Source organism: Craurococcus roseus, from assembly GCF_039523795.1.
Taxonomy (GTDB): domain Bacteria; phylum Pseudomonadota; class Alphaproteobacteria; order Acetobacterales; family Acetobacteraceae; genus Craurococcus; species Craurococcus roseus.
Genome location: NZ_BAAAFZ010000074.1, coordinates 20,145 through 35,895, shown reverse-complemented (window position 1 = coordinate 35,895; position 15,751 = coordinate 20,145). Strand labels below are relative to the sequence as shown.

Below are 15,751 nucleotides of genomic sequence, written 5' to 3'. Positions count from 1 at the left end.
CGCCGCGCGCCCGGCGCGCGGCGGCCTCGAACTGGCGGGCGACGGACGACTCGCGTTCGACGTTCATGGCAAACCCCAGCGCTCCAGCGGCGACGGCCGGACCTTACTCGGCGGCCCTCGGCACCACCCGGCCGACCACCTCGTACACGATCGGCACGCCGGCGACCTCCCGCGGCAGCTTGTCCGGGTGGAGCGGCGAGTCGCAGAGGTTGACCTTCACGGCGAAGGACGCGCCGACCCGCGCGAGCCCCGCGCCCGCGACCCGGGCGTGCTCGCTCGCGGCCCTGACGGCCTGCGGCTTCGCGTCGCGCGCCTGCTCGATGGTCGCGTCCATGACGCTGAGTTAAGCCATTGCGGGCGCCAAATCCAGGGACAGGCCGAGCCCCCGCAGCACGGGGGCGATCTCGTTGAGGAAGGTCAGCCCGAGGCCGCCCGACCCGCCCCGGTCGCTGCCCGCGAACAAGAGGCCGCAGGCGCGGAGGTCGGAATCGACGACCAGGGAGCCGCTGTCGCCGCCGGCGCTGAAGGGCCCGCCCACGCCCTCCACCTCGATCTGCCCGTCGAAGGACAGGTCCCCGGTCTCGAACCCGACCACCACGCCGTCCACCTCGACCGCCGACACCCGGCCGCGGGTCAGCCCGGTGGTGCGCCCCACCTTCGCCACCCGGTCGCCCGGCAGCAGCGGCTCGGCGCGGACCCCGTCGAGCGCGCCGAGGCCGGTGAGCGTGAGCGCGTCGAAGCGGATGCGTTCGTCCAACTCGCCGATGGCGGCGTCCACGCGGTTCCCGCCGTTCCGCCGCAGCGGCACCGCGGCCAGCAGGCGGCCGATCACGGCGCCCGGCCGCCTGCCGCCGTCGGCGGCGCCGGGCTGCAGGATGGGGTCGCCCGCCTCGCCCCGGTCCTCGTTCGCCAGCACGTGGTTGTTGCTGAGGACCACCGCTTGGTCGGTGCGCCGGTGCCACGCCACGGCGCCCAAGGTCCCTGCGGTCACATCCACGTGGCCGATGCTCGACCCGAGCAGCAACGGCCGCTGGCGCGACTGGTGCCAGGGCTTCGGGGCGGCCGCGCGCTTGCGGACGCGGCCGATCACGCGGAGGTCGTGCTCGCCTCTGGCCATCTCGGCGATGCGCCCGACCAGCTCCGGGCCGATCAGCGCCGGGCGCTGGACGCGGATGGCCAGGCGGAAGTCGCCCTTGCCCCTGCCCCGGGTCACGCCGAGGGCGATGCCGGGCTGGCGCCGCGTGGCCGTGGACAGCGAGCGCGCGGCCATGCCGATGCGCCCCGAAGCGAGCGCCTCCGCCACGAAGGGCCGCACCACCCTCTCCTCGACCTCCGCCTTGAGCGCCCGGACGCTGCCTAGTTCCATGCCCATCTCCCCTATCGGTCGCCCAAACCAGAAGGGCAGGCTGGGCGAAACTTCCAGGGCGCGTCGCGGAACCCGGCCTTCGGTTGCGCCCACGCCAGGGACGAACCGCCGCCTCGGACGGACTGTGCTGAAGGAGGCTCGGCCCCCTCAGCCGCGACACCGCTCCGCACCCAGGGGTCGGTGCGGAGCGGAGTCGCGTCCCATCGGCTTGGCCGACGCCCATTGCGGCTTTGGCGACCGCCGCCCCGCTCGCCTCGGGCGCGGCGATGGCGCGCCGGAGCATGGCGTCCGGCGCCCCGGCGGTGGCGAGCCAGCCTCGGGCTCCGCTTCCCGCCCGGTCGCGCGCGGGCGCTCCGCCGTGGCGTCTCCTGTCACCCCCGGGTCGTCCGCGCGAACGTCGCCGCCAAGGCGTCCTCCAGCACCCGGGACTGGAACGGCTTGGCGATGACGCGCTTGTCGGCGTACCGGTCCGCGACGCCGGCGGCGCCGTAGCCCGTCGCGAAGAGGAACGGCACGCCCCGCGCGGCGAGGGCGTCGGCGACCGGGAAGACCTTCTCGCCCCCGATGTTGACGTCGAGCACGGCGCCGTCGAGCGCGACGTCCCCCGCGCCGACCACGGCGAGCCCGTTCGCCACGGTCCCGGCGATGCCGACCACGACGCAGCCGAGGTCGGTCAGCATGTCCTCGACCAGCATGGCGACCATGGCCTCGTCCTCCACGACCAGCAGGCGCAGCCCACGCAGCGAAATGGAGGGCGGCATCACGCCGTAAGCGCGATCTTGGCCGAGACGGGCAGGCGCATCCGGCAGCGCACGCCCTCGGGCGGGTATTCGAGGCTGGCCTCGCCGCCGAGTTCCCCGGGCAGCCCGCGTTCGATCAGCCGCGAGCCGAAGCCGCGCCGGCCCGGCCGTTGCACAGGCGGCCCCCCGGTTTCGGACCAGACGATCTCCAACGCGGCGGGCCCGGCGTCGCCGCGGTCTATCCGCCACCTGACCTCGACGCGCCCGCCCTGGATCGACAAGGCCCCGTATTTTGCCGCGTTGGTCGCCAGCTCGTGGAAGGCCATGTTGAGCGTCACCGCCGCATTCGGGTTGAGGCTGATGACCGGCCCTTCGGCGGTGACCCGGCGGTCACCGCACGCGCCCGTCGCGTAGAGGTCCAGCGTCTGCCCGACGACCTCGCCCAGCGAGGCGCCGTCCCAGGAAGCCTGGGTGAGGAGGTCGTGGGCGCGGGAGAGCGCCGCGATGCGGGCGGTGAGGTCTTCGCCGAAGGCGGCCGGCGTCTTCGCGTTCCGCTGGGTCTGCATGGCGATGGACTGCACCGTCGCCAGGGTGTTCTTGACCCGGTGGTTGAGCTCGTCGAGCAGCAGCGCCTTGCGCTCCTCCGCGCGCTTGCGGTCGGTCACGTCGAGGGAGACGCCCAGCATGCGCAGGGCCCGCCCGTCCTCGGCGTACTCCGCACGGCCACGGACCTGCACCCAGCCGCTGCGCCCGTCCCGCCGCATGACCCTGTACTCGATGTCGAGGATGGAGCGCGCCTCGACCGCCCGGGCCACCGCGGCCCGCTGCCGCTCCAGGTCGTCGGGGTGGATGCGGCGGAGCAGGTCGTCGTAGGTCTCCAGCGGCTCCGCCGCGTCCAGGCCGAGGTTCTCGCGGCAGGTGTCCGAGGCCACGAGCCGCTGGGCCGCGAGGTCGAGCTCCCAACTGCCCAGGCGTCCCGCCTCCAGGGCGAAGGCCAGGCGCCGCTCGCTTTCGCGCAGGGCGGCCCGGCCCCGCTGCGTGGCGATCTCCGCGCGCAGGTCCCGCTCCCGCGCGGCCGCCTCGCGGCGCTGCCGCGCCAAGCCGACGGCGCCGTCGACGCGGGCCCGCAGCTCCCGGGCGCTGAACGGCTTGACGAGGTAGTCGTCGGCGCCGGCCGCCAGCCCCTCGACGCGCGCCTCCTCCCCGGCGCGCGCGGAGAGCAGGACGACGGGGAGTCCTTTGGTGGCGGGGTCGGCGCGCAGCCCGCGCAGCAGCGCGAAGCCGTCGACGCCCGGCATCATCACGTCGGTCAGCACAAGATCGGGCGGCGCCCCGCGCCGCGCCGCGGCGAGCGCCGCCCCGCCGTCCCCGACGGCCTCCACCTCGTAGCCGCCCCGCTCCAGTATCTGCGCCACGTAGGCCCGCATGTCGGCGTTGTCGTCGGCGAGGACGACGCGCGGCCTGCCCTCGACGGGCGCCGCCACGTCCGCCCCGCCCTGCCCGGACTCCTCCGGTCGCTGGGCGGCTTGGTCCGGCACCCAGCGGAGCGCCTCCTCGACGTAGGCGCTGGCCCGCACCGCCGTGGACGCCGGGCCGCGCGCGCCCCGGACGCGGTCCGGCGGCAGGTGGGCGGTCCCGAACGGGACGGCGACGCGGAACTCCGTGCCCCGCCCCGGGGCGCTGGAAACGCCGATCCTGCCGCCGTGCAGCCGCACCAGTTCGTCCACGAGGGCGAGGCCGATGCCGGACCCCTCGTGGGTGCGCCCGCGCTGCCCTTCGACGCGGTGGAAGCGCTCGAAGACGCGCGGCAGATCGCCGGCGGGGATGCCCACGCCCGTGTCCCGCACCGCGAGCTCCGCCTCGGCGCCGGCGTCGCGGAGCGCGACGGCGATCCCGCCCTCCAGGGTGAACTTGAAGGCGTTCGAGATCAGGTTGAGGACGACCTTCTCCCACATGTCCCGATCGACGTGGACCGGCGCCCGGAGCGGCGGGCAGTCCACGGCGAGGTCCAGCCCCGCCCGTTCGCAGGCCGAGCGGAAGTTGCTGGCCAGCCCGGCGGTGAGCTCCGCCAGGTCCACGGGCTCGAAGCTCGCCTGCGCGCGGCCGGCCTCGATGCGGGAGAAGTCGAGCAGCGAGTTCACCAGCTTGAGCAGGCGCAGCGCGCCGCGGTGCGCGACCTCCAGCCGCCCGCGCTGCTCCGCCGGCAGCCCGCCCGCCTCCGCGAGCGCGTCCTCGATCGGCCCGAGCATCAGGGTGAGCGGCGTGCGGAACTCGTGGCTGACGTTGGAGAAGAACAGGGTCTTGGCGCGGTCGATCTCGGCCAGCGCCTCGGCGCGCCGGCGCTCGTCCTCGCGGGCGCGCACGGTGGCGAGCGCGCCCGCGACCGTGACGCCGAGGAGGTCGTAGAAGCTGCGGTAGGCGTCGGTCAGCGGCAGCCGCGGCGAAACGCCGGCGACCAGCAAGGCGGGGAGCCGTTCGGCGCTGGGCACGTCGATCGGGAGGACGAAGGCCCGGTCCGGCGGCTCCTCGTAGGGTCCGCAGGGCTCGCCCCGCAGGGCCGCCCGCAAACCGCCGGCCTCGACGACCCGCTTGGCGCGCGTCGCGTCGGCGAGCGGCCACGGGTCGGCCGCGCCAGGATCGAGGCGGAGCGGCGACACCGGGCCGCCCGGCGGGGCGCCGTGGTGGGCGGCGAGGCGGTACGTCCCGGCCGCCTCGTCGAGCGCGTAGTACAGCAGGAAGGGGAGGTCGAACCCGAAATTGGACAGGATCTCGACCGTCATCCGGGCCACGTCCTCGGCGCCGACCGCGGCGCCCAGGCCGGCGCTGAGGTCGCGGAGGGCGCGGGTGCGGCGCTCCGAGAGCATGGTGGCCGTGGTCTCGGTGACCGGGTGGAACAGGCCGCCGATGCCGCCCGACTCGTCGCGGATCGGCGAGTGGGAGAAGGTGAAGAAGGCCTCCTTGAGGGCGCCGTTCAAGCGGGGGAGGAACATCCGCTGGTTCTCGAGGAACACCGTCTCGCCCGCCAAGGCCCGCTCGAACGACTCTCCGATCACCGGCCAGGCGCTCGCCCAGGTGACGCTGTAGTCCTCGCCGAGCGCCCGCGGGTGCGCGTCGCCGCAGCAACCGCGGTATCCGTCGTTGTAGATCTGGGTGTGCCCCGGCCCCCAGATGATGTTGATCGGGAAGTTGGAGGCGAGGCACAGGCTGACGGCCGTGCGCAGGCTCTGCGGCCAGATTCCGGGCGGTCCGATCGGCGTGGCCGACCAGTCCTTGGCCCGGATGAGCCCCCCGAGCCCACCGCCGCCGGTGAGGAAGCCCATGTCCCCGCGCGACGGCGGGGGACGCGCATCGTCGGCGACGCCGCTTCCGGGGGTCTGCGCGACAAGGGGAGGGAACGCGCTCAAGGGGCGCCTCCCGTCCCTGCCCCCGCCCCTGCCGACTCCCGGCCCGACGCATCCATGTTCTGCTCAGACGGGGCAGCGGCACCGACGCGCTGCTTGATCATCGTTTCGATCAAGTTCGTCAAAGTCCTGTCTTCTTCGACCGCGCGACGGCGCACCTGGGCGAGAAGCCCGGACCGAGCCGCGACGCCACCGCTTCGCGCGTCCGATGCCCACCCTAGAACCTCAAATCCCCTACCGGGTTGCAACCTGCAATACGCATTTTGGCAGCTCGGGCCAACCGGCGCTTTCGTTGCGGATCCCGCAACGATCCGCGGCGATTTCCGGCCCTCGGCACGGCGGGCGCACATGCCGGTTCCGGTCCGGGACCGCTGCTCCCGGTCAGGGCCCGTGCTCGCCATGCGTGCAACCGCGTCCCCTCCGCCGCCGGCACTTGTCCGAAACGCACCGCCGAACCCCGGCAAGGAAGCCTCGCGCCCTCGCCCTCCGGCCCGGAGTCTGCCAAACCCGCCCCTCCCGGACCACCCCGCACCCGAAAGGCCCCCCGCGCCCCATGAGCGACGCCACCCTAGACATCCTCGGCATCGGCAACGCCATCGTGGACGTGCAGGCCCGCGCGGAAGACGATTTCCTGGCGAAGCGCGGCTTGGACAAGGGCGCCATGCGGCTGATCGACGCCGGGGAAGCGGAGGCGCTCTACGCCGCCATGGGGCCGGGCGTCGAAAGCTCCGGCGGCTCGGCCGCCAACACCTGCGCGGTGGCGGCGGCGCTCGGCGCCCGGGTCGGCTACCTCGGCAAGGTGGCGGCGGACCCGCTGGGCCGGGTCTTCGCCCACGACATCCGCGCCGCCGGCGTCCGCTTCCCGACCGCGCCGCTGGAGGGCGGCGAGCCCACCGCCCGGTGCCTGATCCTGGTCACGCCGGACGGGCAGCGCACCATGAACACCTTCCTCGGCGCCGCCGTCCGCTTCGGAGAAGCCGACGTGGACCCGGCCGAGGTGGCGGGCGCCCGCATCCTCTACCTCGAAGGCTACCTGTTCGACCCGCCGGCGGCGCAGGCCGCCTTCCGCGCCGCCGCCCGCGCCGCACACGAGGCCGGCCGCCGCGTCGCGCTCACCCTGTCCGACCCCTTCTGCGTCCACCGCCACCGCGACGCCTTCCGCCGCCTCGTCCATGAGGAGGTGGACATCCTCTTCGCCAACGAGGCCGAGGCCCTCGCCCTCTACGGGGCGGAGAGCTTCGAGGAAGCGGCCCGGCGCGCCTCGTCCGACGTGGCCTTGGCGGCCCTCACCCGCAGCGAGCGCGGCAGCGTCCTCCTCGCCGACGGCGAGCGGCACGAGGTCGCCGCTGCCCCGGCCAAGGTGGTGGACACCACCGGCGCCGGCGACGCCTACGCCGCCGGCGTGCTGGCCGCCCTGGCGCGCGGGCTGGATTTGTCCGAATGCGGCCGCTGGGGCTCCGTCGCCGCCGCCGAGGTGATCGGCCACTTCGGCGCCCGGCCGCAGAGCGACCTCAAGCGCCTGCTCGGCGCCGGGGCCTGATGGCCGGCCGCGCGCCGGAACCGGGCCGCGCGGACCGTGTTGCTCCGTCGCGAGGCGGCGCCCGTCCGCCATCCCTCCGCCCGGCGGAGACACTGGCCGACCTGCACAGCAGCGGAGACGTCCCCATGAAGCGCACCCACTTGCTCCCGGCCGCCGGCGCCGCCCTCGGCATGGCGCTGCTCGCCGCCGCGACCCCGGCCTCGGCCCAGCGCGCCGGCGCCCCGGAGGCGGACGCCGCCGGCCCTGCCGAAATGCTGCGCCGCGCTCAGGCGGCCCTGCGCGGCGGGCAAACGGCGCAGGCGAGCGATTTCCTGGAGCGGGCCGAAACCCGCCTCCTCACCGGCGTGGAGCCCACGAAGCCCGGCCGGGGCGAACCGGCCTTCCACGCCTCGGAAGCGCGCCGTGCCCTCATGAACCGCGACCGCGCCGAGGCGATGCGCCACACCAACATGGCGATCGCAACCGCCCGCGACGGAACGGCCACGGGCGACGAGGCTGGCGGCGACCGCCGGGGCGCCCAAGGCGGCGGCCCGGGCGCCGTGAACACCGGCATGGGCACCCTCCCCGCCGGCACCGGCCGCGCGGTCGTCTGGGACCGCGGCACGGGCGGCACCAGCGTCAGCCGGGCCGAAGGCGTCGTCCTCGCGCAGTCGCCCGGCACCACCGGCACAGGCACCGGCGCCGCACGGGGCCAACGCGCGCCCACCGGCCTGCCCCCTGGCGACACCATCCCCGGCTGGTCCGGCGCCCGCGGCAGCGGCGCCACCCCCGGTGCGTCGCCCCAAGGCTCGCCGGCCCAACCCTTGGGCTCCCCGCCCACCCTCGCGCCGCCGCCGGGCACCGGTCTGCAAACCCTGCCGCCGTCCGGCCAGAGCAGTTCCAGCATCATCGGCGGCGAACCGGCCCGCATCGGCGGCGCCCCGCCGAGCGACACCAGCCGCGCGCCCGGCTCGTCGGGCATCGGCGGATCGGGGGTCGGCGGCACCCTCCGCTAGCCCGCCATCGCCCTGAGTGGAAACGCCCAAGGCGTGAAGCGCCGGCACAGCAGGCACCAGCCCGCTTCTGCCTGACCACAGCCAGGCCGAAACGGGTCGAGGGCGCTCGCCCGGCGGCGGTTCGTTGCGGCCGCGGCTTCCGGGCCTGGCGGGGGCGCGAAAAGCTCGCTTTCGGCCCCCCGGCGCCTTATGTATCGCGCCGCAATACCACCACCAGCCGTTTCGCCCGCTCCCCGGCCCCCGGTCCGGTGGTGGCGCGCGTCCGCACAGGGAAGCGTCACCCCCCATGGACCTCCGCAACGTCGCCATCATCGCCCACGTCGACCACGGCAAGACCACGCTCGTGGACAACCTGCTGAAGCAGGCCGGCGCCTTCCGCGCCAACCAGCAGGTCGCCGAGCGCGCCATGGACCGCAACGACCTGGAGCGCGAGCGCGGCATCACCATCCTCGCCAAGTGCACCGCCGTCGAGTGGCAGGGCACCAAGATCAACATCGTGGACACCCCCGGCCACGCCGACTTCGGCGGCGAGGTGGAGCGCATCCTGTCCATGGTGGACGGCGCCATCGTGCTGGTGGACGCCGCCGAGGGGCCGCTGCCGCAAACCAAGTTCGTGGTCGGCAAGGCGCTGGCCCGCGGCATCCGCCCGATCGTGGTCATCAACAAGGTGGACCGCTCGGACGCCCGGCCGGACGAGGTGCTGAACGAGGTGTTCGACCTCTTCGCGGCGCTGGGCGCCGACGACGAGCAGCTCGACTTCCCGATCCTATACGCCTCAGGGCGCCAGGGCTGGGCCGACGACAGCATGGAAGGCCCGAAGCAGGACCTCTCGGCGCTGTTCGACCTGGTGCTCCGCCATGTCCCCGCGCCCGGCAAGGACGCCACCAAGCCCTTCGCCATGACGGCGAGCATCCTGGAGGCCGACAACTTCCTCGGCCGCATCCTGACCGGCCGCGTCGAGCAAGGCGTGGCGCGCGTCAACATGCCGCTGAAGATCCTCCGCGCCGACGGCTCCGTGGCCGAGACCGGCCGCCTTACCAAGCTGCTCTCCTTCCGCGGCCTGGAGCGGGTGCCGGCGGAGACCGTCGAGGCCGGCGACATCATCGCCATCGCGGGCCTGGAAGCGGGCACCATCCCGGACACGGTCTGCGCGCCCGAGGTGGACGCGCCGTTGGAAGCCATTCCGGTGGACCCGCCGACGCTGTCCATGACCTTCCGCATCAACGACGGCCCGCTCGGCGGCCGCGAGGGCAAAAAGGTCACGTCGCGCCAGATCCGCGACCGGCTGTTCAAGGAGGCCGAGGGCAACGTCGCCATCCGCGTGAAGGACTCGGAGGAGGCGGACTCCTTCGAGGTCGCCGGCCGCGGCGAGTTGCAACTCGGCGTGCTGATCGAGCAGATGCGCCGCGAGGGCTTCGAGCTGACCATCGGGCGCCCGCGCGTGCTGACGCGCGAGAACGAGGAGACGGGCGAGCGCGAGGAGCCCTTCGAGGAGGTCCTGATCGACGTCGACGAGGGACATTCCGGCGTCGTCGTCGAGAAGATGGCGCAGCGCAAGGGCATGATGCAGGACATGCGGCCGTCGGGCGGCGGCAAGGTGCGCCTGGCCTTCCACATCCCCTCGCGCGGCCTCATCGGCTACCACGGCGAGTTCCTGACCGACACCCGGGGCACCGGCATCATGAACCGCTTGTTCCTGGGCTACCGCCCCTGGGCCGGCCCCATCGAAGGCCGCCGCAACGGCAGCCTGATCTCGAACTCCGACGGCGAGGCGGTGCAGTACGCGCTGTTCGCGCTCCAGGAGCGCGGCGCGCTGTTCGTGGACCCCGGCGCGAAGGTCTATGTCGGCCTGATCCTCGGCGAGCACTCCAGGGAGAACGACCTGGACGTGAACCCGATCAAGGAGAAGAAGCTCACCAACATCCGCGCCGCCGGCAAGGACGAGGCGCTGTTGCTGACCCCGCCGCGGCGGATGGGGCTGGAGCAGGCCATCGCCTACATCGAGGAGGACGAGCTGGTGGAGGTGACGCCCTCCGCGATCCGCCTCCGCAAGCGCCACCTCGACCCGCACGAGCGCAAGCGCCACGCCCGCCGGGCGGAGAGCGAGGCGGCGTAGCGGGAACGCCTGCCGCTGGGCTATGGTCCGGAGGGGCAGGAGGCTCGGCATCATGGGCGCGGTCACGGTGAAGGTGGACGCCAACGGCGCGCTGGTCGTCCCGAAGGAAACACTGGAAGCTCTCGGCATCCCGGATGGCGGCGAGTTGCGCCTGATGGTCGTGGACGGCGCGTTGCGCGGCTCGACCGGGCCGTCCCGCTTGGCCGCGCTGCGCCGATTGCAACGCAAGCTCGCCGATGCGAAGCCGGCCGGCGGCGAGCCGTCCGTGCTCGACGAGCTGATCGCCGACCGGCGCGCCGAAGCGGCCCGCGAGGAAGCGGCCGAACGGGCGTGGGAAGAGGGAAGGCGGCGCGGACACGCTGCGGAGTGAGTGACGGCCTTGTGCTCGACACCTCGGCATTGCTCGCCCCCTTGTTGCAGGAGCCGGGCGGAGACGTCGTGCTGGAGGCTTTTGCGTCCAGCGTGCCGATCCTGCTCTCCGCCGTGAACTTGGCCGAAGCGATCGGCATCCTGCATCGCCGCCGGGGTTTGGCGCCGCGTGAGGCGCGGGACGACATCCTCTCGCTCGAGTTGGAGGTGGTCGCCTTCAATGAGCGGCAGGCGGAGTTGGTGGGATCGCTCGAACCGCTGTTGCGGAACCGAGGCATCGCCTTCGGCGACCGTGCCTGCCTCATGCTTGGGCGGCTACGCGGGCTGCCGGTGCTGACCGCGGACCGGCCCTGGGCATCGCTCGACCTGGGCGTTGAGGTGCGGCTGATCCGCTGAGCACCCCCGTCTTGGGGATTCGGGTCACCATCGCAACTTGCGTGGTCGCAGAGGGTCGCGTCGGCAAGGCTCGGACGCCGCCCTTCTGCCGTGCGGACATTCAGGGATCCCGCCCATGCGCCTGCTCATGCTGAACCCGAACACCTCGCAGTCGGTGACGGATCTGATCGCCGCCGCGGCCCGCGCCGCCGCCGCGCCCGGCACGGAGATCGTGCCGACCACCGCGCCGCGCGGCGTGCCCTACATCGCCAACCGCGCCGAAGCCGTGATCGGCGGCGCGGTCGCGCTGGAGACGCTGGCCTCCGCCCACGCCGGCGTGGACGCCGCGGTGATCGCGGCCTTCGCCGATCCGGCGCTCGGCGGGGCGCGCGAGCTGTTCCCGATCCCGGTGATCGGCCTCGCCGAAGCGGGGATGCTCACCGCCTGCATGCTGGGCGCGCGCTTCGCCATCGTGACCTTCGCGCAGGCCATGGAGCCCTGGTACCGCGAGTGCGTCGAATGGCACGGGCTGGAGCGGCGCTGCGCCGGCGTGCGGGCGCTCGGCGGCGCGTTCCGCGACATCGGCTCGGTGCAGCGGGAGAAAGAGGAGTTGCTGGTCGAGCTCGCCGGCCGCGCCGTGGAGGAGGACCGCGCGGACGTGGTGGTGCTGGCCGGCGCGCCGCTCGCCGGCTTGGCCGCGCGCGTCGCCGACCGCATCCCGGTGCCGGTGGTGGACTGCGTCGCCGCCTCGGTGAAGCAGGCGGAGGCTCTGGTGGCGCTCCGCCCGCGCAAGGCCGCGCGCGGCAGCTACCGGCGGCCGGACGCGAAGGAGTCCACCGGCCTCGGCCCCGCGCTCGCCGACTGGATCGCCCACCGGCCGCGGCGGTAGACAAGCGCCCGGCCGGGCGCGACACTGAGGCCGCAACGAAACGGAGTGGCGATGGATGTCCTGGTGCTCGGCGCCGGCGTGGTCGGCCTGTGCGCGGCCTACGCCCTGGCGCGCGACGGGCACCGAGTCACGGTGCTGGAGCGCAACCCGGAAGCGGCGCGGGAGGCCTCCTACGCCAACGGCGGCCAGCTCTCCTACTCCTATGTCGCGCCGCTCGCCGGGCCGGGCGTGGTGCCGAACATCCCGGGCTGGCTGCTCCGCGCCGACAGCCCGCTGCGCTTCCGCCCGCGGCTGGATCTGGCGCAATGGCGCTGGGGCCTGGCGTTCCTCGCGGCCTGCACCGCCGAACGGTCGGAGGAGACGACGCGCCGCCTGCTCCGCCTGTCCTTCCTGTCGCGCGACCTGATGCGGCGCTTGGTGGCGGAGGAGGGATTCGATTTCGACCTCGTGCCAGCCGGCAAGCTCGTGGTGCATTCCTCCGAAGCGTCCTTCGCCGCCGCGCGCCGCCTGATGGAGTTCCAGGCCGGGCTCGGCAGCGTGCAGGAGGCGCTGGACGCCGCGGGGTGCGTCGCGCTGGAACCGGCGCTGCGGAACATCGCGCCGCGCCTGGTCGGCGGTATCCACACGCCGGGCGAGGAGGCGGCGGATTGCCGGCGCTTCTGCCTCAACCTCTCGGACGCGCTGCGCGCCCGCTACGGGGTGCGCTTCGCGTGGGGCACGCCGGTGCGGCAGCTCGTGGCGCAGGGCGGGCGCGTGCGCGCGGCGATGACGCCGGCGGGCGCGGTGGAGGCGGACGCCTTCGTGCTCGCCGCCGGCGCCGCCGCGCCCTTCCTGGTGCGGCCGCTCGGCCTCCGCCTGCCGCTTTACCCGCTCAAGGGCTACAGCCTTTCCCTGCCGATCGATGACGAAGCGGCCGCCCCGCGCGTCAGCGTCACGGACGCGGCGCGCAAGGTGGTCTACGCCCGCGTCGGCCCCGTGCTCCGTGTGGCCGCCATGGCCGATCTGGTGGGCCACGACGCGCGCATCGACCCGGCACGGCTAGACCTGCTGGTGCGGGAAGCGCGCGCGGCCTTCCCCGCCGCCGCGACGTGGGAGCGCCTCGGGCCCTGGTCCGGCCTTCGGCCCGCCACGCCGACCAGCGCCCCCGTCCTCGGCCCGGCGCCGGGCCTGCCGAACCTGATGCTGGATGTCGGCCAGGGCGCGCTCGGCTTCACGCTGGCCATGGCGTCGGGCCGGGTCGTGGCGGACCTGCTCGCCGGCCGCGCGCCGCCGGTGCCGCTGGACGGCTTCGACGCGGCGAGCCACGGGATCGGCGGCTGACTGGCTTCCCCGGCCGCGCCGTGCCACCTTTGCGGAATCGAACGGAGACCCGTGGCATGCGATTCCTGCGCCCCATCATCGCCGCCGCTCTGCTGTCGCTGGCGCCCGGCCTCGCCGCCGCGCAGGCGCCCGCGCCGCAACCCGCCGTCCGCGGCGGCGGCTCGCCGACCTTCGACGCGGTGCGCGCGCGCGACCACATCCGCTGCGGCGTCTCGCAGGGCACGCCCGGCTTCTCGACACCCGACAGCCAGGGCCGCTGGACCGGATTCGACGTGGAGTTCTGCCGCGCGCTCGCCGCCGCCGTGCTGGGCGACGCGACCAAGGTGCGCTTCCAGCCCTATTCGGCGCAGCAGCGCTTCACCGCGCTGCAATCGGGCGAGATCGACGTGCTGTCGCGCAACACCACCTGGACCTTCCAACGCGACGTCCAGCTCGGCCTGGAGTACGCCGGCGTCGCCTACTACGACGGCGCCGGCTTCCTCGCCCGCAGGCAGCCCGGCCTGGAGAACGCCAAGCAGCTCGACGGCGCCACGGTCTGCGTGCAGACCGGCACCACCAACGAGCTGATCGTGGCCGACTTCGCCCGCGCCAACAACATCCGGCTCAACCCGCTGGTGATGCAGAACCTGGAAGAGATCTTCCAGTCGCTGTTCTCCGGCCGCTGCGACGCCTTCAACTGGGACCGCGCGGCGCTCGCCGGCACCCGCGCCCGCGCGCCGCGCCCGGACGACTTCGTGCTGTTGCCAGAGGTGCTGAGCAAGGAGCCCTACAGCCCCGTCGTGGCGCAGGGCGACCAGCGCTGGCTGGAGATCGTGCGCTGGACGCTGTTCGCGCTGATCGAGGCGGAGGAGCAGGGCATCAACAGCGAGAACGTGGGGCAGCGCCTCCGCTCGCCGGACCCGAACGCGCAACGCCTGCTCGGCGCCACGGGCGGCTTCGGCCCCATGCTCGGCCTGTCCGACCGCTGGGCCTACGAGGCGATCCGGCAGGTCGGCAACTACGGCGAGATCTTCGCCCGCACGCTCACGCCCATGGGCATCGACCGCGGCCTGAACAAGCTTTGGAGCCAGGGCGGCCTCATCTACGCGCCGGCCATGCGTTGACGCGGCCCCTTGGTTCGGCCGCGGCGGCGGCACACATCCCGGGCGGAACCACGCTTCAAACGGGGGTGCCATGAAGGCGCGTGAACTGATGTCGACCAACCTGGTCGTCGTGCCGCCCGAAACGCCGGCGACGGCCGTGGCGGCCTTGCTCGCGTCCCGCGGCATCTCGGCCGTGCCCGTGGTGGACGCCTCCGGCGCCCCGGTCGGCGTCGTCACCGAGGGCGACCTGATCCGCCGCCTCGCGGACGAGAAGCCCGGGCCGGTGGCGTGGTTCTTCGGCTTGTTCAAGGACCCCGGCAAGCTCGCCGAGCGGTTCGCCAAGGCGCGCGGCGCGACCGCCCGCGACGTGATGACGGCCGATCTCGCCACTGTCGGCGAGGACGCGGACGCCGGGGAGATCGCCAAGCTGATGGAGCGGCGCCGCATCCGGCGCGTGCCGGTGGTGAAGGACGGCAAGCTGGTCGGGGTGGTCAGCCGGGCCGACCTGCTCCGCGCCGTCCTGGCGCCGGAGCCGCAGGAGAAGGCCCTCGCGGACGACACGGCCATCCTCCGCGCCGTGCTCGCCGCCATGCGCGAGCAGCCTTGGGTGGACAGCTTCTGGGTCTTCCCGGACGTGCGGGACGGCGTGGTCGCCCTTTGCGGCTTTCACCGCTCCGAGGCGGTCCGGCGCGGGCTGAAGGTGCTGGCGGAGGGGGTTCCCGGCGTGAAGCGCGTCGAGGACAAGACGGAGCCGATGCCGACGCTGGCCCGCCTCTTCTGACGCGCGGCGGTCAGGGCGGCCCCGCGGCGGCGCCCCGGAAGGCCGGCGCGGTGGCGTGCCCCGGCGCGGTGGCGCCGCGGCCGCGCAGCACCACGCCGAGGCAGCGCAGCAGGATCAGCGCGTCGGCGCCGAACCGCGCCGGCCGCTCCGCGTAGAGCGCGTCGAGCGCGAGCCGCCGGGCCCAGGGCACCGCGTTCCGCCCCGCCGCCTGCGCCAACCCGGCCAAGCCCGGCCGCGCCCGCAGGCGCCTGGCCTGCCGCTCCGTGTACAAGGCGAGGTACCCGGGCGGCAGCGGCCGCGGGCCGACCAGGCTCATCTCGCCGCGCAGCACGTGGAGGAGCTGCGGCAGCTCGTCCAGCGCGCTCGCCCGGAGCGCGCGGCCGAAGCGCCCCAAGCGCGCCGCGTCCTCGCCCGGCCCCTCCGCCATGCTGCGGAACTTCAGCAGGACGAAGGGCCGCCCGCCGCGGCCCGAGCGCGCCTGCCGGAACAGCACCGGCCGCCCCGACGCGAGCAGCACCGCGAGCGCGACCAGCGCCATCACCGGCGCCAGCAGCGCGAGCAGCAGCGCCGCCGCGGCGGCATCGAGCGCGCGCTTGCCCCAGCGCTCATACATCCCGGCGTCGCGCCTCCACGCCGAGGGACAGCAGCAGGCCGAGGGCGAACCACGCCATGCGGTTGCCGAGGTCGGTCGAGACCATCACGCCCAGCGCCACCGGCAGGGTGAGCGCCGCGATCCGCGCCGCGCGCCCCGGCGCCACCCGCCCCGCGCGCGCGGCC

Annotated in this window: 14 protein-coding genes; 9 read left to right on the top strand and 5 right to left on the bottom strand. The window is 74.4% G+C overall.

The window, feature by feature from the left end; translation table 11 throughout:
- Window positions 1-103: 103 nt before the first annotated feature.
- The 4 genes from ABD067_RS21875 to ABD067_RS21860 all read right to left on the bottom strand — a co-directional run bounded on the left by ABD067_RS21875 (window position 104) and on the right by ABD067_RS21860 (window position 5,510).
- A complete protein-coding gene (locus ABD067_RS21875; RefSeq protein ID WP_343897529.1) occupies window positions 104-334 on the bottom strand; it encodes a hypothetical protein in 231 nt (76 codons plus the stop codon).
- Between the two features lie 9 nt (window positions 335-343).
- Window positions 344-1,366 carry a hypothetical protein gene (locus tag ABD067_RS21870; protein ID WP_343897528.1) on the bottom strand — a complete coding sequence of 341 codons (1,023 nt, stop codon included), beginning with the start codon at window positions 1,364-1,366 and terminating at the stop codon, window positions 344-346.
- Between the two features lie 371 nt (window positions 1,367-1,737).
- Window positions 1,738-2,127 (bottom strand): response regulator, encoded by a 390-nt coding sequence (locus ABD067_RS21865; protein WP_343897527.1) that lies wholly within the window; start codon window positions 2,125-2,127, stop codon window positions 1,738-1,740.
- The gene (locus ABD067_RS21860) at window positions 2,127-5,510 is read right to left on the bottom strand and encodes an ATP-binding protein (RefSeq protein ID WP_343897526.1); all 3,384 of its coding nucleotides are present in this window, start codon (window positions 5,508-5,510) and stop codon (window positions 2,127-2,129) included. The genes ABD067_RS21865 and ABD067_RS21860 overlap by 1 nt, the downstream gene beginning before the upstream one ends.
- A gap of 550 nt (window positions 5,511-6,060) precedes the next feature.
- On the opposite strand from ABD067_RS21860, the gene ABD067_RS21855 reads away from it, so the two are divergent.
- The 9 genes from ABD067_RS21855 to ABD067_RS21815 all read left to right on the top strand — a co-directional run bounded on the left by ABD067_RS21855 (window position 6,061) and on the right by ABD067_RS21815 (window position 14,974).
- On the top strand, window positions 6,061-7,047 hold the full coding sequence (locus tag ABD067_RS21855) for an adenosine kinase (RefSeq protein ID WP_343897525.1): 987 nt from the start codon (window positions 6,061-6,063) through the stop codon (window positions 7,045-7,047).
- Window positions 7,048-7,172: 125 nt separating this feature from the next.
- Complete coding sequence (locus tag ABD067_RS21850; protein WP_343897524.1) at window positions 7,173-8,042, top strand: hypothetical protein; 870 nt, start codon at window positions 7,173-7,175, stop codon at window positions 8,040-8,042.
- Window positions 8,043-8,328: 286 nt separating this feature from the next.
- A complete protein-coding gene (gene typA / locus ABD067_RS21845; protein WP_343897523.1) occupies window positions 8,329-10,158 on the top strand; it encodes a translational GTPase TypA in 1,830 nt (609 codons plus the stop codon).
- Window positions 10,159-10,210: 52 nt separating this feature from the next.
- On the top strand, window positions 10,211-10,528 hold the full coding sequence (locus ABD067_RS21840) for an AbrB/MazE/SpoVT family DNA-binding domain-containing protein (RefSeq protein WP_343897522.1): 318 nt from the start codon (window positions 10,211-10,213) through the stop codon (window positions 10,526-10,528).
- Complete coding sequence (locus ABD067_RS21835) at window positions 10,525-10,923, top strand: type II toxin-antitoxin system VapC family toxin (RefSeq protein ID WP_343897521.1); 399 nt, start codon at window positions 10,525-10,527, stop codon at window positions 10,921-10,923. The genes ABD067_RS21840 and ABD067_RS21835 overlap by 4 nt, the downstream gene beginning before the upstream one ends.
- A 115-nt stretch (window positions 10,924-11,038) precedes the next feature.
- Entirely contained in the window at window positions 11,039-11,791 is a 753-nt protein-coding gene (locus ABD067_RS21830; protein ID WP_343897520.1) for an aspartate/glutamate racemase family protein, read from the top strand.
- A 51-nt stretch (window positions 11,792-11,842) separates the two neighbouring features.
- A complete protein-coding gene (locus ABD067_RS21825; RefSeq protein ID WP_343897531.1) occupies window positions 11,843-13,111 on the top strand; it encodes a D-amino acid dehydrogenase in 1,269 nt (422 codons plus the stop codon).
- A 56-nt stretch (window positions 13,112-13,167) separates the two neighbouring features.
- Entirely contained in the window at window positions 13,168-14,214 is a 1,047-nt protein-coding gene (locus ABD067_RS21820; protein ID WP_343897519.1) for an amino acid ABC transporter substrate-binding protein, read from the top strand.
- Between the two features lie 88 nt (window positions 14,215-14,302).
- The gene (locus ABD067_RS21815) at window positions 14,303-14,974 is read left to right on the top strand and encodes a CBS domain-containing protein (RefSeq protein WP_343897518.1); all 672 of its coding nucleotides are present in this window, start codon (window positions 14,303-14,305) and stop codon (window positions 14,972-14,974) included.
- 10 nt (window positions 14,975-14,984) lie between these two features.
- On the opposite strand, the gene ABD067_RS21810 is transcribed toward ABD067_RS21815, so the two are convergent.
- Entirely contained in the window at window positions 14,985-15,587 is a 603-nt protein-coding gene (locus ABD067_RS21810; protein WP_343897517.1) for a sugar transferase, read from the bottom strand.
- Between the last annotated feature and the right edge of the window lie 164 nt (window positions 15,588-15,751).

Coding starts and splice junctions, on each gene's coding strand:
- typA (WP_343897523.1), top strand. CDS start 8,329: ATGGACCTCCGCAACGTCGCCATCATCGCCCACGTCGACCACGGCAAG.
- ABD067_RS21810 (WP_343897517.1), bottom strand. CDS start 15,587: ATGTATGAGCGCTGGGGCAAGCGCGCGCTCGATGCCGCCGCGGCGGCG.
- ABD067_RS21870 (WP_343897528.1), bottom strand. CDS start 1,366: ATGGAACTAGGCAGCGTCCGGGCGCTCAAGGCGGAGGTCGAGGAGAGG.
- ABD067_RS21815 (WP_343897518.1), top strand. CDS start 14,303: ATGTCGACCAACCTGGTCGTCGTGCCGCCCGAAACGCCGGCGACGGCC.
- ABD067_RS21850 (WP_343897524.1), top strand. CDS start 7,173: ATGAAGCGCACCCACTTGCTCCCGGCCGCCGGCGCCGCCCTCGGCATG.
- ABD067_RS21855 (WP_343897525.1), top strand. CDS start 6,061: ATGAGCGACGCCACCCTAGACATCCTCGGCATCGGCAACGCCATCGTG.
- ABD067_RS21820 (WP_343897519.1), top strand. CDS start 13,168: ATGCGATTCCTGCGCCCCATCATCGCCGCCGCTCTGCTGTCGCTGGCG.
- ABD067_RS21840 (WP_343897522.1), top strand. CDS start 10,211: ATGGGCGCGGTCACGGTGAAGGTGGACGCCAACGGCGCGCTGGTCGTC.
- ABD067_RS21830 (WP_343897520.1), top strand. CDS start 11,039: ATGCGCCTGCTCATGCTGAACCCGAACACCTCGCAGTCGGTGACGGAT.
- ABD067_RS21865 (WP_343897527.1), bottom strand. CDS start 2,127: ATGCCGCCCTCCATTTCGCTGCGTGGGCTGCGCCTGCTGGTCGTGGAG.
- ABD067_RS21825 (WP_343897531.1), top strand. CDS start 11,843: ATGGATGTCCTGGTGCTCGGCGCCGGCGTGGTCGGCCTGTGCGCGGCC.
- ABD067_RS21875 (WP_343897529.1), bottom strand. CDS start 334: ATGGACGCGACCATCGAGCAGGCGCGCGACGCGAAGCCGCAGGCCGTC.